Origin of the sequence: Pseudomonas bohemica (genome assembly GCF_002934685.1) — a bacterium.
Lineage (GTDB): Bacteria > Pseudomonadota > Gammaproteobacteria > Pseudomonadales > Pseudomonadaceae > Aquipseudomonas > Aquipseudomonas bohemica.
This window is the reverse complement of sequence record NZ_NKHL01000121.1, coordinates 207,762-229,516: the sequence shown is the minus strand read 5'-3', so window position 1 is coordinate 229,516 and position 21,755 is coordinate 207,762. Positions and strand designations below refer to the sequence as shown.

18 protein-coding genes are annotated in these 21,755 nt (G+C 58.8%); 13 read left to right on the top strand and 5 right to left on the bottom strand.

All coding sequences use genetic code 11. The features are described from left to right. A partial coding sequence (locus CE491_RS30925) for a hypothetical protein (protein ID WP_234407702.1) occupies positions 1-284 on the top strand: 284 nt, incomplete at its 5' end. 88 nt (positions 285-372) lie between these two features. On the opposite strand, the gene CE491_RS28570 is transcribed toward CE491_RS30925, so the two are convergent. Together CE491_RS28570 and CE491_RS28565 are read right to left on the bottom strand one after the other, a co-directional pair. Next, positions 373-1,866 carry a CoA-acylating methylmalonate-semialdehyde dehydrogenase gene (locus CE491_RS28570; protein ID WP_110951671.1) on the bottom strand — a complete coding sequence of 498 codons (1,494 nt, stop codon included), beginning with the start codon at positions 1,864-1,866 and terminating at the stop codon, positions 373-375. Positions 1,867-1,933: 67 nt separating this feature from the next. Next, complete coding sequence (locus tag CE491_RS28565; protein ID WP_110951670.1) at positions 1,934-3,280, bottom strand: aspartate aminotransferase family protein; 1,347 nt, start codon at positions 3,278-3,280, stop codon at positions 1,934-1,936. A 147-nt stretch (positions 3,281-3,427) separates the two neighbouring features. Between CE491_RS28565 and CE491_RS28560 the strand changes: the two genes are divergently transcribed. The 9 genes from CE491_RS28560 (at position 3,428) to CE491_RS28520 (ending at position 14,027) form a co-directional block, all read left to right on the top strand. Then, the gene (locus CE491_RS28560) at positions 3,428-4,348 is read left to right on the top strand and encodes a LysR family transcriptional regulator (protein ID WP_110951669.1); all 921 of its coding nucleotides are present in this window, start codon (positions 3,428-3,430) and stop codon (positions 4,346-4,348) included. 293 nt (positions 4,349-4,641) lie between these two features. After that, positions 4,642-6,027 (top strand): uracil-xanthine permease family protein, encoded by a 1,386-nt coding sequence (locus CE491_RS28555; protein WP_110951668.1) that lies wholly within the window; start codon positions 4,642-4,644, stop codon positions 6,025-6,027. Positions 6,028-6,111: 84 nt separating this feature from the next. After that, positions 6,112-6,777 carry a TetR/AcrR family transcriptional regulator gene (locus CE491_RS28550; protein WP_110951945.1) on the top strand — a complete coding sequence of 222 codons (666 nt, stop codon included), beginning with the start codon at positions 6,112-6,114 and terminating at the stop codon, positions 6,775-6,777. 29 nt (positions 6,778-6,806) lie between these two features. Beyond that, entirely contained in the window at positions 6,807-7,397 is a 591-nt protein-coding gene (locus CE491_RS28545) for an IMPACT family protein (protein ID WP_110951667.1), read from the top strand. Positions 7,398-7,980: 583 nt separating this feature from the next. Next, a complete protein-coding gene (locus tag CE491_RS28540; RefSeq protein ID WP_110951666.1) occupies positions 7,981-9,540 on the top strand; it encodes an ABC transporter ATP-binding protein in 1,560 nt (519 codons plus the stop codon). Between the two features lie 35 nt (positions 9,541-9,575). Continuing rightward, positions 9,576-10,676: an ABC transporter permease gene (locus CE491_RS28535; RefSeq protein ID WP_110951665.1), complete on the top strand. Its 1,101-nt coding sequence runs from the start codon at positions 9,576-9,578 to the stop codon at positions 10,674-10,676. Beyond that, positions 10,676-11,602 (top strand): ABC transporter permease, encoded by a 927-nt coding sequence (locus CE491_RS28530; RefSeq protein ID WP_110951664.1) that lies wholly within the window; start codon positions 10,676-10,678, stop codon positions 11,600-11,602. Before CE491_RS28535 ends, CE491_RS28530 begins: the two co-directional genes overlap by 1 nt. 105 nt (positions 11,603-11,707) lie before the next feature. Beyond that, positions 11,708-12,394: an SDR family oxidoreductase gene (locus CE491_RS28525; RefSeq protein ID WP_110951663.1), complete on the top strand. Its 687-nt coding sequence runs from the start codon at positions 11,708-11,710 to the stop codon at positions 12,392-12,394. Between the two features lie 277 nt (positions 12,395-12,671). Beyond that, positions 12,672-14,027, top strand: a complete 1,356-nt coding sequence (locus CE491_RS28520; RefSeq protein WP_110951662.1) for an 8-oxoguanine deaminase — start codon at positions 12,672-12,674, stop codon at positions 14,025-14,027. A gap of 105 nt (positions 14,028-14,132) precedes the next feature. Here the strand turns inward: CE491_RS28520 and CE491_RS28515 are convergent, their stop codons facing one another. Beyond that, positions 14,133-15,224 carry a calcium:proton antiporter gene (locus tag CE491_RS28515; protein WP_110951661.1) on the bottom strand — a complete coding sequence of 364 codons (1,092 nt, stop codon included), beginning with the start codon at positions 15,222-15,224 and terminating at the stop codon, positions 14,133-14,135. A 348-nt stretch (positions 15,225-15,572) separates the two neighbouring features. Here CE491_RS28515 and CE491_RS28510 point away from each other — a divergent pair, with 348 nt between their 5' ends. The 3 genes from CE491_RS28510 (at position 15,573) to CE491_RS28500 (ending at position 18,807) form a co-directional block, all read left to right on the top strand. Beyond that, positions 15,573-16,670 (top strand): BMP family ABC transporter substrate-binding protein, encoded by a 1,098-nt coding sequence (locus CE491_RS28510; RefSeq protein ID WP_110951660.1) that lies wholly within the window; start codon positions 15,573-15,575, stop codon positions 16,668-16,670. Positions 16,671-16,805: 135 nt separating this feature from the next. Next, positions 16,806-17,774: a 2-oxoglutarate and iron-dependent oxygenase domain-containing protein gene (locus CE491_RS28505; RefSeq protein ID WP_110951659.1), complete on the top strand. Its 969-nt coding sequence runs from the start codon at positions 16,806-16,808 to the stop codon at positions 17,772-17,774. A 79-nt stretch (positions 17,775-17,853) separates the two neighbouring features. Further along, on the top strand, positions 17,854-18,807 hold the full coding sequence (locus CE491_RS28500) for an adenosine deaminase (protein WP_110951658.1): 954 nt from the start codon (positions 17,854-17,856) through the stop codon (positions 18,805-18,807). Between the two features lie 183 nt (positions 18,808-18,990). Here the strand turns inward: CE491_RS28500 and CE491_RS28495 are convergent, their stop codons facing one another. Both CE491_RS28495 and CE491_RS28490 read right to left on the bottom strand, forming a co-directional pair. After that, a complete protein-coding gene (locus CE491_RS28495) occupies positions 18,991-19,683 on the bottom strand; it encodes an ArsR/SmtB family transcription factor (RefSeq protein ID WP_110951657.1) in 693 nt (230 codons plus the stop codon). 671 nt (positions 19,684-20,354) lie between these two features. Beyond that, entirely contained in the window at positions 20,355-21,563 is a 1,209-nt protein-coding gene (locus CE491_RS28490; protein ID WP_110951656.1) for a multidrug effflux MFS transporter, read from the bottom strand. Positions 21,564-21,755 lie beyond the last annotated feature (192 nt).

Below are 21,755 nucleotides of genomic sequence, written 5' to 3'. Positions count from 1 at the left end.
TATCTGTCAAGCGGTTATTTTCAGAAGCTTTCAAAGTTTCCTTTGCAACTTCAACCACTTGCGCCTCGTTCGACTTGCCGCCTCACGTCAGCGGGAGGCGAATTCTACAGCATTACAACCTGCTGTCAACCCCTTCCTCACCGCTGTCGATTCAAGCTGCTGAACCGAAGCGCTTCCTCGCTGCTTACTTCGTCCAACTCTTTGATTATCAAGGAGTTTTCCGTTTCGTCTGCGCCGGAAGTGGGGCGAATTATAGAGAGATTCAGAGGGGCGTCAAGCCTTGATTTGAAAAAGCTGAAAGTTTCTAGCTGCAGCCGCAAGAAAAGGGGCATAGCCCCCTTCTTGCAGCTTAGGGCTCGAGGTTTTCACTGTTTAGAGGCTGGGGAACGCGAACTGCGACGCCTCATGGCTCGCACGCTGCGGCCAACGCTGAGTGATTGCCTTGCGACGGGTATAGAAACGCACGCCATCGGGACCATAGGCATGCAGATCGCCAAACAGCGAGCGCTTCCAGCCACCGAAGCTGTGATAGGCAACCGGTACGGGCAGCGGGACGTTGACCCCCACCATACCTACTTCAATCTCGTCGCAGAATAACCGCGTAGCTTCACCGTCACGGGTAAAGATGCAGGTGCCGTTGCCATATTCGTGTTCGTTGATAAGTTGCATGGCCTGTTCGAGGCTGTTCACGCGAACGATGCACAGCACCGGCCCGAAGATCTCCTCTTTATAGATGCGCATCTCAGCGGTGACCTGATCAAACAGGCAACCACCCAGGAAGAAACCGTCCTCATGCCCCGAAACCGTCAGCCCGCGCCCATCGACAACCAGCCTGGCGCCTGCCGCAACACCGTCTTCTATATAGCCGCTGACCTTGTCCCGATGCTGACCGGTAACCAAAGGCCCCATATCCAGACCGCAGGATGTTCCCGCACCGATTTTCAGCGCCTTTATCTGCGGAACCAGCTTGGCGATCAGCGCATCGGCAACCTGATCACCCACGCACACCGCCACCGAAATCGCCATACAACGCTCGCCGCACGAACCGTAGGCAGCGCCCATGAGTGCACTCACCGCGTTATCCAGATCCGCATCCGGCATCAATACGGCGTGATTCTTCGCGCCACCCAGCGCCTGAACGCGCTTGCCGCGAGCAGTCGCCTCCTTATAGATGTACTCGGCGATCGGCGTTGACCCAACGAAACTCAACGCCTTCACCTCCGGCGCTCCGATTAGCGCATCGACTGCCCCCTTATCGCCATGCACCACGTTCAGCACGCCCTTCGGCAGCCCGGCGTCATGCAGCAGTTGCGCGATCAGCAGGGTCGAGCTCGGATTACGCTCGGACGGCTTGAGGATGAAGCAATTACCGCAAGCAATCGCCAGCGGATACATCCACAGCGGTACCATCGCCGGGAAGTTGAACGGGGTGATACCCGCTACTACACCCAGTGGCTGAAAATCAGACCAAGCGTCGATGTTCGGCCCCACGTTACGGCTGTACTCGCCCTTGAGGATTTCCGGCGCGGCGCAGGCGTACTCGACGTTCTCGATACCTCGCTTCAATTCACCGGCAGCGTCTTCCAGAGTCTTGCCGTGTTCTTCGCTGATCAACTGCGCGATGCGTGCCTCGTTTTGCTCGAGCAATTGCTTGAAGCGAAACATCACTTGCGCGCGCTTGGCCGGCGGTGTGTTGCGCCAGGCCGGGAATGCAGCTTTGGCCGAATCGATGGCCTGCTGTACGGTTTCGCGGCTGGCCAAGGGAACCTTGTGAATCGCCTGACCGGTGGACGGGTTGAAAACGTCAGCTGTGCGGCCGTTGTCGCTGACCAGCTCGCCATGGATAAGGTGTTGAATGGTGCTCATGCGTAACTCCGAAAAAAGATTGCCCGCAGGCGCACCCCAGTGCGCCTGTTTATAGATAAGAAGGGAGTCAGTCGATCTGATTGAGCGCTTCGCCTACAGCATCGAACATGCGATCCAGATCCTGTGGCTTGCTGTTGAAGGTCGGCCCGAACTGCAGGGTGTCACCGCCGAAGCGAACGTAGAAACCTGCCTTCCACAATTTCATCGCCGCTTCGAACGGGCGAACGATTGCGTCGCCATCACGAGCAGCGATCTGGATGGCGCCAGCCAGACCGTAGTTACGGATGTCGATGACGTTCTTGCTACCTTTAAGCCCGTGAAGCGAATTCTCGAAATGCGGCGCGGTTTCCGCCACTTGCTGCACAAGGTTCTCGCGCTTGAGGAGATCCAGCACCGCCAGACCCGCCGCGCAGGCCACCGGGTGCGCCGAATAGGTGTAACCATGGGGGAATTCCACGGCGTACTCAGGGGTCGGCTGATTCATGAATGTCTGGTAAATCTCGCTGCTGGCAATCACCGCGCCCATCGGGATCGCGCCATTGGTGACTTGTTTGGCAATACACATCAGGTCCGGCGTCACACCGAAGCTGTCGGCGCCGAACATCGAGCCGGTGCGGCCAAACCCGGTGATCACTTCGTCGAAAATCAGCAGGATGTTGTGCTGATCGCAGATTTCGCGAAGACGCTTGAGGTAACCCTGCGGCGGAACGATCACACCTGCAGAACCCGCCATCGGTTCGACAATCACTGCGGCAATGTTCGACGCATCGTGCAATTCGATCAGCTTGAGCATTTCATCGGCCAGCGCAATGCCACCCTGCTCTGGCATGCCACGGGAATAGGCATTGCTCGCCAGTAAGGTGTGAGGCAGATGATCGACATCCATCAACTGGCCAAACATCTTGCGGTTACCGTTTACCCCACCCAGGCTGGTCCCCGCGATGTTCACCCCGTGATACCCGCGCGCACGACCGATCATTTTCGTCTTGGTCGCCTGACCTTTGAGGCGCCAGTACGCACGCACCATCTTCACCGCCGTATCGGCGCATTCGGAGCCTGAGTCGGTGTAGAACACATGGTTCAGGCTGCCAGGGGTCAGATCGGTAATTTTCTCCGCCAACTGAAAGGACAGCGGATGGCCAAACTGAAAGGCGGGCGAATAGTCCAGAGTACCCAGTTGCTTGGCGACTGCTTCCTGAATTTCCTTGCGCGTATGCCCGGCGCCACAGGTCCACAGACCGGAAAGGCCATCGTAGATCTTGCGGCCCTTGTCGTCTGTCAGATAACTGCCCTCCGCCGCCACGATCAGTCGCGGATCGCGCTGGAAATTGCGGTTCGCGGTGTAGGGCATCCAGTGCGCATCGAGCTTGAGCTGACTGGCCAGAGACATATCGGACGATTCGGGCATGTTCATTGGAATTAACCTCACAAGGACGTGGGTGGCCTGTCTTTAAACCCCAGAGCAGGTCAGGAGACAGGGCCGTGTTGCAGCTACGTTGCCACGGGCATAAAGTCGCTAAAATCCTACTTTTCCAATCTTTAGTTAGCGGACCACTAAACAATGAGCACACGCCGTTCCGATCCCTTGGCGCAGGTCAGCGACTTTGATATCCGGCTTTTGCGTATCTTTCGAAGCGTAGTCGAATCGGGAGGGTTCTCCGCGGCCGAAAGCGCGCTGGGCATCGGCCGCTCGGCCATCAGCCAGCAGATGAGCGATCTGGAGCAACGTCTGGGATTACGCCTTTGCCAGCGTGGCCGCGCGGGCTTTTCACTGACAGAAGAGGGGCGAGAGGTTTACCAGTCATCGCTACAGCTATTGAGCGCTCTGGAAAGTTTTCGTACAGAGGTCAACGGCCTCCACCGACATTTACGCGGCGAGCTGAATATTGGCCTGACCGACAACCTGGTCACCCTCCCCCATATGCGAATTACTCACGCGCTGTCGCATTTGAAAGAACGTGGCCCGGATGTGCACATCAATATCCGCATGATCGCACCCAACGAGGTCGAGCAAGGCGTGCTCGATGGCAGCCTGCATGTCGGCGTCGTGCCGCATGCCAGTGCCTTGTCGGGCCTTGAATATCAAGCCCTCTACAGCGAACGCTCGCTGCTTTACTGCGCGGTTGGCCATCCGCTTTTTTACGTGGATGACGCTCAATTGGGCGACGAACGACTGGCAGAGCAGGAGGCGATAGCGCCCACCTTCCGGCTGCCTGCCGAAATTCAAGCTCATTATCAAGCGCTTAAATGCACCGCCAGCGCGTCGGACCGAGAAGGGATGGCGTTCCTGATTCTGACGGGACGCTACATCGGCTATCTGCCTGACCATTACGCGACGTTCTGGGTACAACAAGGTCGCCTGCGCGCCTTGAAACCTCAAGCACGTTTTTATGACCTGAGCCTGGTCACCGTCACCTGTAAAGGCCGGCGCCCTCATTTGGTGCTGGAGAGCTTCCTGGAGAGTCTGGCTGCTACACGGTGAGGCTTTCGAGTATGAATACGCAGTGAGCAATGTCACTTCTAAAACTCGAATAAACTTATTAACTATATGATTTATATAGATATAAAACACATTATCACGAAACTATCTGATCAGTTGGACAGGTTTTTGCAGTAACAGCGGATGTCGGTGAGATATCCCAGGGGCGGCGTACGTTCAAGGTATCTCCAGCGTCTGAAGAACCTCCCGAATAAGCTCGCTCCTACAGCATCTGGGGCGTTTTCGGGTGTGGGCAGGCTCACCGACTTGGCCAAACACAAAACCGAGAGTCCAGCATGCATCCTGAAGCGCCAGACACCAACGACCTGATCTACGGCCTCAACGACCGCCCCAAACCCGCGCCAGCGATTCTCGCGGCGGTTCAGCATGTGCTCGCCGCGTTCGTAGGAATTATTACCCCACCGTTGATCATCGGTTCGGCCCTGGGACTGGGTGTCTACCTACCGTACCTGATCAGCATGGCGTTGATGGTTTCGGGCGTAGGTACTTTCATCCAGGCTCGTCGTCCGTTTGGCATCGGCGCAGGAATGATCTGCCTTCAAGGCACCAGCTTCGCATTTCTGGGCGCCGTGCTCGCAGCCGGCTTCACGGTCAAACAGCGCGGTGGCAGCCCGGAGGAGATCATGGCGATGGTGTTTGGTGTGTGCTTTTTCGGCGCTATCGTGCAGATCGTTCTCAGCCGTTTCATAGGCCAGTTGCGCCGCGTGATCACGCCGCTGGTGACCGGCATCGTCATCACCCTGATTGGTGTCAGCCTGATCAAGGTAGGCGTAACCGACCTGGGTGGCGGCTTCAATGCCCCCGACTTCGGCGAGCCGATCAATCTGGTGCTTGGCGTCTTCGTGCTGTTGGTGATCATTCTGCTGAACCGCTCGAACACTCCCTGGGTGCGTCTGTCGGCCATTATCATCGGCCTGGCGGTCGGCAGTATCGCAGCATGGTTCAGCGGCAAGTTGGTTCCTCATTCAATCAGCGATGTGGCTTTGATCAGCATTCCCACGCCCTTCCGCTTCGGTTTCAGCTTCGATTGGGCCGCTTTCCTGCCTGTCGCACTGATTTATCTGATCAGCAGCATCGAAACCGTAGGCGATTTGACCGCCAATTGCATGTTGTCTCGCGAGCCGATCAAAGGCCCAAGCTACATTGCGCGTCTCAAGGGCGGCGTGCTGGGCGATGGCGTCAGCTGCATGATTGCCGCGACGTTCTGCGCCTTTCCCAACACGACATTCGCGCAGAACAACGGCGTGATCCAATTGACCGGAGTAGCCAGTCGGTACGTCGGCCTCTACATCGGAGCGATCCTGTTTTTGCTCGGACTTTTCCCTGTGATCGGTGCGATTCTTCAGCAGATTCCCAAACCTGTCCTCGGCGGCGCGACCCTGGTCATGTTCGGCAGTGTCGCTGCCGCTGGGGTTCGCATCCTGTCTCAGTCGCCGTTGGATCGTCGTAGCATGTTGATTATCGCAACATCGTTCGGCGTGGGATTGGGTATCGCTGCACAGCCCACCCTGTTGCACCACTTGCCGCAACTGGTGCAGAACCTGTTCGACTCGGCGATCACCAGCGGTGGCTTGACCGCGCTCGTGATGAGCCTGCTGTTGCCGGAAGGCAAAGAGGCCGTCGCTGAAAAAAAGCATGAACCGCAGGCCCTTGAGCATTAATTTGCACTGCCAATGCTTGTCGGATCGTCGCGGGTGCGTTATCTGTTCACCCCGTCGCACCCAATGATCCGTCTGGAATTGCACATGACCCTCGAAGTCCCTGCTCACAGCGTCAGCGCCACCAAACCGGCGAGCCGTATTCGTCAGAAGAATGAAGAAACGATCATGAAGGCTGCCGAGGACGAGTTCGCTCGTCACGGGTTCAAAGGCACCAGCATGAACACCATTGCGCAGAATGCCGGACTGCCCAAAGCCAACCTGCACTACTACTTCACCAATAAACTCGGGCTGTACATCGCGGTCTTGAGTAACATCATCCAGTTGTGGGACAGCACCTTTAACAACCTGAAGGTCGAGGACGATCCGGCCCAGGCGCTGGCCCACTACATCCGCGCAAAAATGGAGTTTTCCCGGCGCCAGCCGCAGGCCTCGCGCATCTTCGCGATGGAGATCATCGGCGGTGGAGAATGCCTGAACGAGTATTTCAGCCAGGATTACAGAGCCTGGTTTCAGGGACGTGCATCGGTGTTTCAGGCATGGATCGACGCCGGCAAGATGGACTCGGTCGACCCGGTACACCTGATCTTCCTGCTATGGGGCAGCACTCAGCATTACGCCGACTTCGCCACGCAAATCTGCCAGGTCACCGGCCGCACACGGCTGACCAAGCAGGATATGGAAGAAGCGGGCGATAACCTGATTCGCATTATTCTCAAAGGTTGCGGGCTGACGCCTCCGATCCGAACGTAAGATCAATCTGATTTTCAGCTGGAATCTTCATGCCTTCTACCCTCGTCGGCCCTTGTGAGTTTCGTGAAGAGATTCGCAAGAGCCGCTTCATCACCCTCGCTTCCCCCATCACCAGCCCCGCGGATGCGCAGGCGTTCATCGAGCAGAACAGCGATCTCAGTGCCACGCACAATTGCTGGGCCTGGAAGCTGGGCGCGCAATACCGCAGCACCGATGACGGCGAGCCAGGCGGCACCGCAGGTCGGCCAATTCTCGCGGCCATCGAAGCGCAAGACTTCGATCAGGTCGTGGTGCTGGTGATTCGCTGGTATGGCGGCATTCAGTTGGGCACGGGCGGCCTGGCGCGGGCCTATGGCGGTGGTGCAAACAAATGCCTGCAACAGGCCGAACGTTTGCCGCTGATCAACCGCGTCACGCTGAGTTTCGATTGCAGCTTCAGCGAATTGGCGTTGGTGAAGCTGAGGCTTGGCGAGTTGCACGGTCTGGTGCAGAGCGAGACCTTCACTGCCATCGGCGTGGAACTATTGATCGCCCTCGGGCTTGAGCAAGTCGAAACCTTTCAGCGTCAGCTCTCCGATATCAGCCGCGGACGTATTGTGTTGCATCATAAAGACGTTTGACGCGCACCCTGCAGACACATGCGGGAACGCGGATTGCCCACATCTACTGTGCACTTGCCTGTGGACAAGCTGAGCATATTCACGCGTAGCCCTTGAAGCATATGGGCATTAGGGTTCTGCACATTTTTTGATCAATCGACTTATCCATCGCACTAATCCGCTGAAAAACAGAATGTTAGGCGGCCCTGACGCGAGTCCTTCCTGTTCTTGCGCGCACTTATATCGAGGATTTGGACTTGCGCACATTAACTGTGGAGCAACCAGTGGATAACAAGTGCACGGCTGTCCAGAGTGCCGGGGAGCTCGCGCCTGCCGTCATTTGGTCATTTTTCATCCAGAAAATTGAACCAAATTGAAACGTGGGGAAATTCGATGCCCTCAGAAAGTGCTCACGACTGTCGATGATCATCCTCTTCTGTAGCAGCACGGCTCGTTGGCGCTAACGATTTCAACCACCCCACTGCCAGCGACCCTCGCTGCCAACGGGCTCCATGACATCCACCTCCCATACGCAGCAAAAACCTGACCAGCTGGCCAGGAAATTGCTACATGCAAGTGCGATCCATTTTTCACCGAGCCCTTCATGCCCCAGTCAATGAATCAAGCGCGCCTGCAACTGCGCCACATCACCAAGCGATACCCCGGGTGTCTCGCCAACGACGCTATCGATTTGAGTATCCAGCCGGGCGAAATCCACGCCTTGCTCGGCGAGAACGGCGCGGGCAAGAGCACGCTTATGAAGATCATTTATGGCGTGGTGCAGCCCGATGCGGGGCAGATCATCTGGCAGGGTCAGCCGCTGAACATGCGCAACCCAGCCCAGGCACGGGAGCTGGGCATCGGCATGGTGTTCCAGCACTTCTCGCTGTTCGAAACGCTGAGCGTGGCGCAAAACATTGCCTTGGCCATGGGCGCTGCGGCGGGTACACCGAAGCAGTTGGAGCCAAAGATCCGCGAAGTCTCCCAGCGCTATGGCATGGCGCTCGAACCCCAGCGCCTGGTGCACAGTCTGTCTATTGGCGAACGGCAGAAGGTAGAGATCATTCGCTGCCTGATGCAGGAAATTCGCCTGCTGATTCTCGATGAGCCAACCTCCGTACTCACGCCCCAAGAGGCCGAGGATCTGTTCGTCACCCTACGTCGACTGGCCGATGAAGGCTGCAGCATTCTATTCATCAGCCACAAACTGGGAGAGGTGCGCGCGCTTTGTCACAGCGCGACAGTGCTTCGCGGCGGCAAGGTTTCAGGGCATTGCAAGCCGGCCGAATGCAGCGATTTGCAACTGGCGCGTCTGATGGTCGGTGACGCCGAGGGGCTGGTCGCGCAATACCCCAAAGCGTCGGGCACCGCGTCTTTTCTGCAAGTCGATAAGCTGTCGTGGCACAACCCCGACCCATTCGGCTGCTCGCTGACAGATGTGCAGCTCGAGGTGCGCAGCGGCGAGATAGTCGGCGTCGCCGGGGTCGCGGGCAACGGCCAGGACGAATTGCTGGCGCTGCTCAGTGGCGAGCAGACGCTGAGCCGATCCGACGCGCAGCGGATTCGTTTTGCCAATCAAGCCGTCGCGCATTTACGCCCGGACGCCAGGCGCAGACAGGGTCTTGCCTTCGTACCCGCCGAGCGCCTGGGTCATGGCGCAGTGCCGGAAATGAGCCTGACGGACAACGCGCTGTTAACCGCCTTTCAGCAAGGACTGGTGAGCAAAGGGTTGATCCAGCGCAGCAAGGTTCAAGCGCTGGCCGAAACCATCATCCAGCGTTTCGCCGTGAAAACACCGAACGCACATACCGCGGCCCGCAGCCTGTCGGGCGGTAATCTGCAGAAATTCATTCTCGGTCGCGAAATCCTGCAGAGCCCCAGGCTGTTGGTCGCCGCCCACCCGACCTGGGGCGTGGATGTCGGAGCTGCAGCCGCGATTCATCGGGCGCTGATCGCCCTGCGCGATGCAGGCGCTGCGATTCTAGTGATTTCCGAAGACCTCGATGAGCTGTTTCAGATCAGTGATCGGGTGGCGGCCCTGTCATCCGGTCGCTTATCGGCGCTGGCGCCAACCGCGCAGACCAGCCAGGTGCAGGTCGGCGGCTGGATGGCTGGTCAATTCGATGCCTCCCCCTCTCAACCCGACGCGGCCCCGCAGATCTAACGGCTGTCTTAACGACCTATATAACGGAGATGGCGATGTTGCTTTCACTGGAACCGCGCGGGCAGGAATCGCGCGCCATGTTGTGGTTTTCCCCGCTGCTCGCAGCCGTTCTGACCCTGGTATCAGGATCGCTGCTGTTTATCGCACTGGGGCTCGACCCGCTGCTGACCTTGCACACGCTCCTTATCGCCCCGGTCAGCGATATGTATGGCGTGTCCGAATTGATGGTCAAGACGCTGCCGATTCTGCTTTGCGCGCTGGGTCTGGCGGTGGCCTATCAGGCGCGTATCTGGAACATCGGGGCCGAAGGCCAATTGCTGATCGGTGCGCTGGCGGGCAGTGCGGTGGCGGTCAATGTCATCGACATCGAAAGCCGCTGGATACTGGCGCTGATCCTGCTGGTCGGCGTAGCGGCCGGGGCGGCGTGGGCAGGGCTGACCGCCTGGCTGCGCACCCATTTCAATGCCAATGAAATTCTCACCAGCATCATGCTCAACTACATCGCCCTTAACCTGTTGCTGTATTTCGTACATGGGCCGCTGAAAGATCCTGCAGGCATGAACTTCCCCGAGTCCGCCATGTTCGGCGATGCCAGCCGACTGCCCCTGCTGACCGAAGACGGTCGCGTGCATGCCGGGGTGTATTTCGCGTTGCTGGCGCTGGTCGCGGTCTGGGTTTTGTTGCAACGCAGCTTCGTCGGCTTTCAGATCAAGGTGCTCGGGCTGGACAAACGTGCAGCCGGCTTCGTCGGGTTTCGTGAGAAAGGTCTGATTTGGCTGGCGCTTTTGATCAGTGGTGGGCTGGCCGGTTTGGCAGGGGTCTGTGAAGTGACGGGGCCAATCGGGCAACTGGTGCCGCAGGTTTCGCCCGGCTACGGCTATGCAGCGATCACCGTGGCATTCCTTGGACGCCTGAATCCACTGGGCATTCTGTTCTCGAGCCTGCTGATGGCGCTGCTGTATCTCGGCGGGGAAAGCGCACAGATGACCCTCAATTTACCTCAAGCCATCACGCAACTGTTTCAGGGGATGATGCTGTTCTTCCTGCTGGCCTGCGATGTGCTGATTCTTTACCGCCCGCGCCTCAAATTGCGCTGGGCCCGCCGCCAGATGGCCGCTGTGCCGGGAGCCGTGTGATGGACATCGATCTGTTGAGTAACATTTTCTTCGCCACCGTCCGTTGCGGCACTCCGCTGCTGCTGGTGGCGATGGGCGAGTTGGTCTGTGAAAAGAGCGGCGTGCTGAACCTCGGGCAGGAAGGCATGATGCTGTTCGGCGCGGTGATCGGTTTCATCGTCGCCCTCAGCACCGGTAGTCTGTGGCTCGGCGTTGTGCTTGCGATACTGGCGGGCATGCTGCTGTCGTCGCTGTTCGCCCTGGTGGCCCTGGTATTCAACGCCAATCAGGTGGCCACAGGGCTGGCTCTGACGATTTTCGGCGTCGGCCTGTCGAGCTTCGTCGGCGCCGCCTGGGTCGGCAAACCATTGACCGGTTTCGAACCCATCGTGATTCCCTGGCTGAGCGACATCCCATTGATCGGGCGGATGCTCTTCGCCCAAGACATCCTGGTGTATCTCTCCTTCGCTCTGTTCGCCGTGGTGGCGTGGACTCTTCTGAAAAGTCGTGTGGGACTGATCATTCAGGCTGTAGGAGAAAACCCCAACGCTGCGAGCGCGATGGGACTTCCGGTGTTGTTCGTGCGCACCCTGGCGGTGCTCTTCGGTGGCGCAATGGCCGGGCTCGCCGGCGCTTATCTGTCGCTGGCGTATACACCGATGTGGGCAGAAAACATGAGCGCCGGCAGGGGCTGGATCGCTCTGGCCCTTGTGGTCTTCGCCAGCTGGCGGGTATGGCGATTGCTGCTGGGCGCTTATCTTTTCGGCTTCGCCAGCATCCTGTACCTGGTCGCTCAGGGCGTCGGTCTGGCTATCCCCTCCAACCTGTTGGCGATGTTGCCGTACGTCGCGACGATCGTGGTGCTGGTGCTACTGTCGCGCAACGCATTGCGCACTCGACTGTATGCGCCAGTGTCGCTCGGACAACCCTGGCAGTCGGGGCACTGAGGCTTGGCAGTGGATGACCGTTGCGCCGGAAAAACAAATTCCTGAGGCCAGCCGCGGTCCACCCTGCTAACGCTGCTTCGTTTCGTTCTTCAAGGAGTGACATTCATGCCTGCCAACAAAACCGCGCTGATCATCGGCGCTTCCCGCGGCCTGGGGCTCGGACTGGTAAAACGTCTGACCGAACTGGGTTGGGAAGTCACCGCCACCGTTCGCGACACGCACAAGGCTGATGAATTGAAAGCCATTCCCGGTGTTCACATTCAAACCCTGGACATGGACGAGCAATCGTCGCTGGAAGTCCTCGCGCTTAACCTCAGGGATAAGGTGTACGACCTGCTCTTCGTCAATGCGGGGGTCATGGGGCCCCTGCACGACAACCCGACCGATGCCACGGCGGGCGAACTGGGCCAACTGTTCCTGACCAACGCCGTTGCGCCCATTCGTCTCGCCAAACGTTTCGTCGGTCAGATCCGTCCCGGCACCGGCATCATCGCCTTCATGAGCTCGGTGCTCGGCAGCATCACCATGCCCGACGCCCCGGAAATGGCCCTGTACAAGGCCAGCAAAGCGGCCCTTAATTCGATGACCAACACCTTCGTCAGTCAACTGGGCGATAACAAACCCACCGTGCTCTCGATGCACCCCGGCTGGGTTCGCACAGCCATGGGCGGGGAAGGTGCGGATATCGACGTCGAGACCAGCGTGCGCGGCATGGTCGAGCAACTCGAGCGATTTGCCGGGGAAGGTGGCCATCATTTCGTGAACTACAAGGGTGAGACGATTCCTTGGTGATACTTCGCCATTCGTAAATGCGGTGAATCGGGAAAACGGGGGGCCGGCGTGCCGATCCTGTAGCAGCACGGCTTGCCGGCGATGGTGGTTTCGAACCTCTCACCACCGGCAAGCCACGCTGCCACAGCGGCCGACTGACAACCTTGCATCGCTCCCAAGGTGACCCTAAACTCCCCACCCTCGCTTCGCGACACGTTCCACTTCGCGGCGACCCTGGATCAGCAGACAGGGCAAAACTGAGCTGGCTACCTGAACCCACTTTCAGAGGAGCCGGCCAATGCCTGCGATCCGTATCTGGTTGAAAAATCCCCTTGCTGTGTTCACTGCCAACGCTCTCGATGCCCGGGGCGGTCTGGTGGTCGAGAACGACGTGATCGTCGAACTGCTCGCCGCGGGCCAGTCGCCCGCGCTGCCCTGTGATCAAGTCTTCGATGCGCGCGAGCATGTGCTGCTGCCGGGGCTGATCAACACTCATCACCACTTCTACCAAACTCTTACCCGAGCCTGGGCGCCGGTGGTCAATCAGCCGCTGTTCCCCTGGCTGAAGACGCTGTATCCGGTATGGGCGCGGTTGACTCCGGCGAAGCTGGCACTGGCGAGCAAGGTCGCGCTGACCGAGTTGCTGTTATCTGGCTGCACCACGGCGGCCGACCATCATTACCTGTTTCCGGAAGGGCTGGAAAACGCCATCGATGTTCAGGTCGACAGTGTGCGCGAGCTAGGCATGCGTGCGATGTTGACGCGCGGTTCGATGAGTCTGGGTGAGGCTGATGGCGGGCTCCCGCCGCAGCAGACCGTCCAGCAGGGGCAGGTGATTCTGGAGGACAGCCAGCGTCTGATCGACCGTTACCATGAGCGGGGCGATGGCGCGCAGATCCAGATTGCGCTGGCACCCTGCTCGCCGTTTTCGGTGACCACCGAGATCATGGCCGAAAGCGCGGCACTGGCGGAAACGCTCGATGTGCGCCTGCATACGCACCTGGCTGAAACCCTGGATGAAGAAGATTTCTGCCTGCAGCGATTCGGGCTGCGCACGGTGGATTATCTGGACAGTGTCGGCTGGCTCGGCCCGCGCACCTGGCTGGCTCACGGCATTCATTTCAATGAACAAGAAATCGCGCGCCTGGGCGAAGCAGGAACGGGCATTTGTCATTGCCCGAGTTCGAACATGCGACTGGCATCCGGCATCTGCCCGACGCTGGAGCTGATCGCAGCCGGTGCGCCGGTTGGACTGGGCGTGGACGGCTCGGCCTCCAACGATGCATCGAACATGATGCTGGAGGCCAAGCAGGCGCTGTATCTGCAACGGCTGCGTTATGGCGCCGAGAAGATCACCCCGGAACTGGCCCTGGGCTGGGCGACGCGAGGTTCGGCGAAGTTGTTGGGCAGAAGCGATATCGGCGAGCTGGCACTGGGCAAGCAGGCGGACCTGGCGCTGTTCAAACTGGATGAGCTGCGTTTTTCCGGCAGTCATGATCCTTTGTCGGCATTGCTGCTATGTGGAGCCGATCGGGCGGATCGAGTCATGATTGGCGGCAAATGGCGGGTGGTTGACGGTCAGGTGGAGGGGCTGGATTTGAAGGGGTTGATTGCCGATCACAGGCAGGCGGCGGAAGAATTGATCAGGGGTTAATGTCAGTCCCCTTCTGACAATCCGGCTTGCCGGCGGAGGCGACATAACGGCCGTCACCCCCGGCAAGCCGGACTGCTACAGGAGCGTGGCGACCGTCGATTCGCCTTATAAACCCATCAACGACAACATCACGAACGTCGCGAACAGCACGAAGTGGGTCATGCCTTCGATGGCGTTGGTCTCGCCATCGTTAAGGTTGATGGCGCTGATCAGCAGGGTGACGAAGATCATCACCGTTTGCACCGGCGTCATCGCCATCTGAAACGGCTGGCCGGTATACAGCGCCATCGCTTCCATCACCGGGACGGTCAGAATCACCGTGGACAGCGAAGCACCCAGCGCAATGTTCACCACCGACTGCATGCGGTTGGCCAGCGCAGCGCGTAATGCCGTCAGGATTTCAGGCGCAGCAGAAATCGCCGCCACCAGGATTGCTGTCATCACCGGCGGCGCGCCGCTGCCTTCGAGGCCCAGGTCCACGGTTTTGGACATGACTTCCGCCAGCGCGCCGATGATCACCACGCCAAATACCAGAATGCCGATGGACAGCGACAGGTTCACCTCTGGCTCTGTGTGCTGGGCCTGCTCCTTGCGCCGCTTCTTGTCAGGGTAGCTGTAGCTGAAGAAGTAACTGTGCGGCCCCACCTGCATGCGCAAGAACAGCCCGTACAGCAAGATCATCGCGCCAATGGTGAAGGCCGAGTACAGCTTCCAGTTCGATTCGGGGATGAACTCCGGCACCACCATCGACACCGCCATCGCGGTCAGGATCATCACACTGTAGGACCGCGCCGAATCATCGTTGTAGGACTGCTCGCCATGCTTGAGTCCGCCCATCAACGCGGCCAGACCGAGGATGCCATTGATATCCAGCATGACCGCCGAATAAATGGTGTCGCGCACTAGCGTGGGTGACGGCTCGTTGCTCATCATGATCGCCAGGATCACGACTTCGACCAGCACCGCGGACAGGGTCAGGATCATGGTGCCGTAGGGATCGCCGACCTTTTCGGCGAGCAGTTCGGCGTGATGGGCAACGCGCATCGACGCGCAGACGATGAACGCCACCAGGACAACGCCGGCGATCAGGGCGACGGTATGGCCGTGACTGAGCAACTGGTGCTCGAACGGGTAGGCGAAACAGGTCGCGATCACCGCCAACAGGAGAAATTTTTCTTGCTTGAGAATCGTGCCCATCGCTGCCTTTTATCCTTGCGACCGATGCCGCACGTCCATGAAGTGATAACTGCTCAAGGCGTTGAGAGTGCTTGTTGTAATTAAAGGTTTCAAGACAAGAACGATCAAACCCATGAACGTCATCCCGCTGCAGCCCGGCTTGCAACAGCAATCAGGTTTTCTGCACCGGTTGGCAGCGTGCTCAACCCCCAGCGCACCGAACAGGAACATGCCTGCGGACCGCTGAATCCGGAGCAGCGAGACAAACCGCGCAATACGCGAGACCTGTCTTATTGGTCAGCTTTTTGCATTGAGTAGAACGCCCCGCCCAGACGGCCCGGCCCACAAGACCAAAGGAGCTCGACCTGCATGCTTTCCACCCTTCACTCACGTCATTCGCTGAAAAAAATGCTGTGCGCCATGGCCGCTGTCGTTGGCCTGAGTTCAAGTCTGATGGCCGTTGCGGCTGATCCGCTGAAAGTCGGCTTCGTCTATATTGGGCCGATTGGCGATCATGGATGGACCTACCAGCACGAGCAGGGCCGTCAAGCCATGGCCAAGGCACTGGGCGACAAAGTGACCACCAGTTTTGTCGAAAACGTACCGGAAGGCGCGGACGCCGAGCGCGTCATCCGCAACATGGCAAAGAGTGGTTACGACCTGGTGTTCACCACCTCGTTCGGCTACATGAACCCGACGCTGAAAGTGGCCAAGCAATTTCCCAAAGTGACTTTCGAACACGCGACCGGCTACAAGCAGGACAAGAACATGGGCACGTACCTGGCCCGTACCTACGAAGGGCGCTACGTCGGTGGCTTCCTCGCGGCGAAGATGACCAAAACCAAGAAGATCGGTTACGTCGCTTCGTTCCCGATTCCGGAAGTGTTGCGTGATATCAACGCCATTCAGCTGGCCCTGAACAAATACAACCCCGGCACCGAGATCAAGGTGGTGTGGGTCAACTCCTGGTTCGATCCGGGCAAGGAAGCGGACGCCGCCAACGCGTTGATCGATCAGGGTGTCGACGTAATTTTCCAACACACCGACAGCCCCGCGCCGATTCAGGCAGCTGAACGTCGCGGCGTCTATGCAGTGGGTTACGCCTCGGACATGGCGCATTTCGGTCCCAAGGCGGTGCTGACTTCCATCGTCAACAATTGGGGGCCGCATTACATTCAGGCGACTCAGTCTGTTATCGACGGCACCTGGAAGTCCCAGGATTACTGGGGCGGCTTGAAAGAGGGCACAGTCGAGTTGCCGATCAGCGATCTGGTGCCAGCGGACGTGAAAACTGAGGCACAGAAGATCATCGCAGACATCGAAAGCGGCGCGTTCCACCCGTTCACCGGCCCAATCAAGGACCAGACTGGCGCTGTGAAGATTCCGGCTGGCAGCGTAGCGACCAACGCGGAACTGGCCTCGATGAACTATTACGTCGAGGGTGTGAAGGCCGATTTGCCCAAGTAAGGCGAGACCTGTTTTTTTGAACGTGCAGGAGCGCGCTTGCCCGCGATGTGGTGTGTCAGGTTCGGACGTGTTGACTGACAGAATGCAATCGCGGGTAAGCGCTCCTACAGTAAAAGATGTGTAATCGGAGTCCGCATGAACCCGCTCCCCGTCATCGATATCTCCCCGCTCTACGCCAACGATGATCTGGCCTGGCACGACGTCGCCCGGCAGATCGATGGGGCGTGCCGCGAGTGGGGATTTTTCTACATCAAGGGTCATCCGATCGCTGCTTCGCGTATCGAACAGGTGATCACCGCAGCGCAACTGTTCTTCGCCCAACCCCAGGCCGACAAGCTCAAGATCGACATCACCCAAAGCCGGCATCATCGCGGCTACGGCGCCATCGCCACCGAGCAACTTGACCCGAATCTGCCGAGCGATCTGAAAGAGACCTTCGACATGGGCCTGGATCTGCCTGCCGATCACCCCGATGTCTTGGCCGGCAAGCCGCTGCGAGGGCCCAATCGCCATCCTGATCTGCCCGGCTGGCAAAGCCTGATGGAACAGCATTACCGGGACATGCAAAACCTGGCGTTGACATTGCTGCGCGCCATGACCCCGGCGCTGGGCATCGCGCGCAACTTCTTCGATCAACGTTTCGAGCAACCCGTGAGCGTGCTGCGGATGATTCACTACCCGCCCCGCCACGCTGCCACCAGCGCGCAACAGGAAGGTGCGGGCGCACATACCGATTACGGCTGCGTCACCCTGCTCTATCAGGACGTCGCCGGTGGTCTGCAGGTGCGCGATGTACGCGGCCACTGGGTCGATGCGCCGCCGATCGAGGGGACGTTCGTGGTCAATCTGGGCGACATGATGGCGCGCTGGAGCAACGATCGTTATGTCTCGACGCCACATCGGGTCATCAGCCCGCTGGGGGTGGACCGATATTCGATGCCGTTCTTCGCCGAGCCGCACCCGGATACCCCTATCGAATGCCTGCCCGGCTGCACTGACGACCAGCATCCACCTTTGTATCCGCCGACCACCTGCGCTGAATTTCTGCTGTCGCGTTTTGCCGATACCTACGCTTACAGAAGAGAGCAGGAAACCGAGGTCTGAACCTTTCGGTCAGGTTTTTAACCAGCCGGTGCGCATGACTCTGTAGAATGCCCGCCATTGCACCTGATGAGAAAAGCACATGTACGACTGGTTGAACGCCCTGCCCAAGGCCGAACTGCACCTGCATCTGGAGGGCTCGCTGGAGCCTGAGTTGCTGTTCGCCCTGGCCGAACGCAACAAGATCGCCCTGCCCTGGAACGACGTCGAAACCCTGCGCAAGGCCTACGCCTTCAACAATCTCCAGGAATTTCTCGACCTCTATTACCAGGGCGCGGACGTGCTGCGGACCGAGCAGGACTTCTACGACCTGACCTGGGCCTACCTGCAACGGTGCAAGGCGCAAAACGTCATTCATACCGAGCCATTCTTCGACCCACAGACCCACACCGATCGCGGCATTCCGTTCGAAGTCGTGCTCAATGGCATTTCCAAAGCCTTGCAAGACGGCAAGCAGCAGTTGGGCATCGGCAGCGGCCTGATCCTCAGCTTCCTGCGCCACCTGAGCGAAGAAGAAGCGCAAAAGACACTGGAGATGGCCCTGCCGTATCGCGACACCTTCGTCGCAGTGGGTCTGGACAGTTCGGAAATGGGTCACCCGCCGAGCAAGTTTCAGCGTGTGTTCGATCGTGCCCGCAGCGAAGGCTTCCTCACGGTGGCCCATGCTGGCGAAGAAGGCCCGCCCGAGTACATCTGGGAAGCGCTGGACCTGCTGAAGATTGAGCGCATCGATCACGGTGTGCGTGCCATCGAAGACGAGCGACTGATGCAGCGCATCATCGACGAGCAGATTCCGCTAACCGTTTGCCCGCTGTCCAATACCAAGCTCTGCGTGTTCGATCACATGGGCCAGCACAACATTCTCGACATGCTCGAGCGTGGCGTGAAAGTCACCGTGAACTCCGATGACCCGGCGTATTTCGGCGGTTATGTAACGGAGAACTTCCATGCGTTGCATGAGCATCTGGGCATGACACAGGATCAGGCGAAGCGTTTGGCCCAGAACAGCCTGGATTCGCGGTTGGTGAAGCCATAAATCCGGGATTCCGGTTTTTGAGATGATCCCCTGTGGTAGCGAGCTTGCTCGCCAAGGCTGAGTTGCAACCGACAACTGTGTTGCGGATGCACGAGCGTCTTCGCGAGCAAGCACGCTGCCACAGGTCGGGCTCATGCCCTGGATCATCAGATAATCCCGCCGCGCTGCACTCTCCGATCAGCCTCACGCAGCCGAAGCGATCTTGTTGATCTCGCGCTGCCCGTTGGAAGACACCTGCAACGTGCTGGCCTCTTCCGTGGCGCGCAGCCACCCCAACTGCATGAACAACTGCAGCAGCCCCGCCCCCAGTGCTCCGCCCAGATGCGGGTTGACGTCGCTGCAGTCGACACAGGCGCAGACGGTTTCACGCTGCCGGTGGGCCAGCGCCGGAACGAAGATGCCTCGCTCGGCGAACCGGGAGATACCGACGCTGGTGACCTCAAGACGCTGATCGCATTGTTCGATCCAGCCGGCGCCCAGCATCCGCTGATAAAGCTCGGTCGCCAGCTCACCGCCAAGGTGATCGGAACAGACGCTTGCACGGCGTAACGGCAGCGGCGGCAATGGCTGCGCCACACTGCGACTGACGACCTCCGCACTGATCATCGAGGCACTGGCCAGGGCCTGCACCGCTGTTCCCACCTCCGGTGCCGCCAGTCTGAAAAAACGCTTCTTGCCGCGGGTTTCAAGCCTGAGCAATCCGCCGGCAGCCAGCCGCGCCAGATGCGAGCCTGCCGACGAGGTGGACAACCCCACCAACAATGCCAGTTCATCCGCAGCCCGAGAGGCTCCATCCATCAGTGCCCACATCATCGCGCTGCGTTTAGGATCCGCCAGCAGTGCGGCAATCTGACTGATGCAAGGTGCGTGTTCCATGTTTTCACTCCCTGTTGAAACATTCGTCTGACGATGAGCAGGTCGCCACATACGGTATGCAGCCAACATTGTTGCCATGAGCGAATGATGGCCTTGATCTGGATCACTCCCTGGAAACTCTGCGCTACGCAAGTCGTTGGGCAATACAGATTCGCTTTCGCGGCACGACAGTTTCAATGTCTTGTCATTAAATCGGATCCTTAGTGGCGCATAGTATAAGCGCTGCACCACTCTCGAGAATTGGCCGCACAGTATCGGAGGCGCAAGTTTGTCAGGCTCGCCGGCAATACTTTGAGCAAAGGATCCCCCGAGTTCTTTGTTAGACAACATTTGATGATTGTCCAGAACACGCGAATAACAAGGCCTCACAAGGGTTGATCAAGGCAACCGCGCGAGAGCACCGAGGTAAATGCCTACAGCAAATACTCCAAAAACTCTCAAGAAAAACATCCTTGCAATAGCCCTGACGAGGGATGTATGGCCGGAAAAGAAATCCAGGTTTACGCACTGAAAAAACTGACTGTAAGAAATTTCTGTATTTTCAGGAGTAAATAACAACGCCGTAGTTTGATTCTTCCGCACCGCGAACAAGCCTGGACAGGCTTGAGCACAGCCGCTCATCACTCCGGGGCGGGAAAGTGCTGCGACGTAGGGCTACGCCGCAGTTCCCATCAGATGCGCACGTCCATGTGCGGGATCAACGCATCGCGCTTCATCTGCGCACGCCGGGTCATCGTCGCCAGCCCTGCTGTGAGTACGCCACAGAGTGTAATAACCATCGCCATGGGCACCGCCGTACCATCGTGAAGCACGCCGACCAGCGCCGCCGCACCCGCAGCCACGCTGAATTGCAGGCAACCCAGCAGCGCCGACGCACTGCCGGCGCGTTTGCCCTGCCCCGCCATCGCACAGGCCGATGCATTGGGGATGATGCAACCCAGGCTTGCGATGTAAACGAACAGCGGAATCAATAGAGGCCACAACTTTTCAGTGTGCAGCGAGGCAATCGTGAGCAGCACGACGGCTGCGCCCAGATACAGCCAGACCGTGCGCGACAGCAGCCAGGCCGGCCCAAAGCGTCCAACCAGCCGGGCGTTGATCTGCGCCACCAGGATGAAGCCAGCAGCGTTGATGCCGAACAGCCAGCCATAGTGCTCGGCAGGCACGCCGTACAGCTTGATAAATACGAAAGGCGAGCCTGCGATGTAGGAAAACATCCCGGCAATGGCGATCCCGCCGGTCAACGCGTGGCCGAGGAAAAGCCGGTCGCCGAGCAATTTCCAGTAAGAGCCCAATGCGCCGGACAGCGGCAGCCGCGGATGGCTGGCGGGCATGCTTTCGGGCAAGCCGAGTGCGACCGCCAGGGCGGTGAGTGCGCTGAACACGGTCAGCGTCAGGAATATCGCCTGCCAGCCGTACACATTCACCAGCAGACCGCCGAGCATCGGCGCCAGGATCGGCGCCAGCCCCATGACCAGCATCAGTTGCGAAAACACTTTCGCCGAATCCATGGGAGAGCACTTGTCGCTGACGATCGCCCGCGACAGAACCATGCCTGCACAACCACCCAACGCCTGAACGAAGCGCGCGACGATCAGCCATTCAAGGCTCGGCGCAAATGCACAGGCCAGGGATGCGAGGGTGAAAAGTCCTACACCGAACAACAGCGGCACGCGGCGGCCAAAACGGTCGGCAATCGGGCCATAGGCCAACTGGCCGATGCTCAGTCCCAGAAAATACGAGGCCAGGGTCATCTGGACATGTTTTTCGTCGGTGCCGAATGCCAGTGCTATTGCCGGAAAGCCCGGTAGATAAAAGTCGATGGCCATTGGGCCAAATGCGCTGAGCGCGCCGAGAATCAGGATCGTTCTGAGGTTCATTAATCTTCCTAAGCGGTTTAGCGCAGCGCGGCTATATTCGCGCACCCCGGCAGTTTAACAACGTTGAATCTTCTCAGGCCGTCGAGAGGAAAATTACTAAAAGTTTTTTCAGAAAATCTGCCGTCAAGCGGATATCTGGAACTAAATGCGCGCGACCGGGCATCGGTTAATGGATTTCTCACAGCGCTTTTA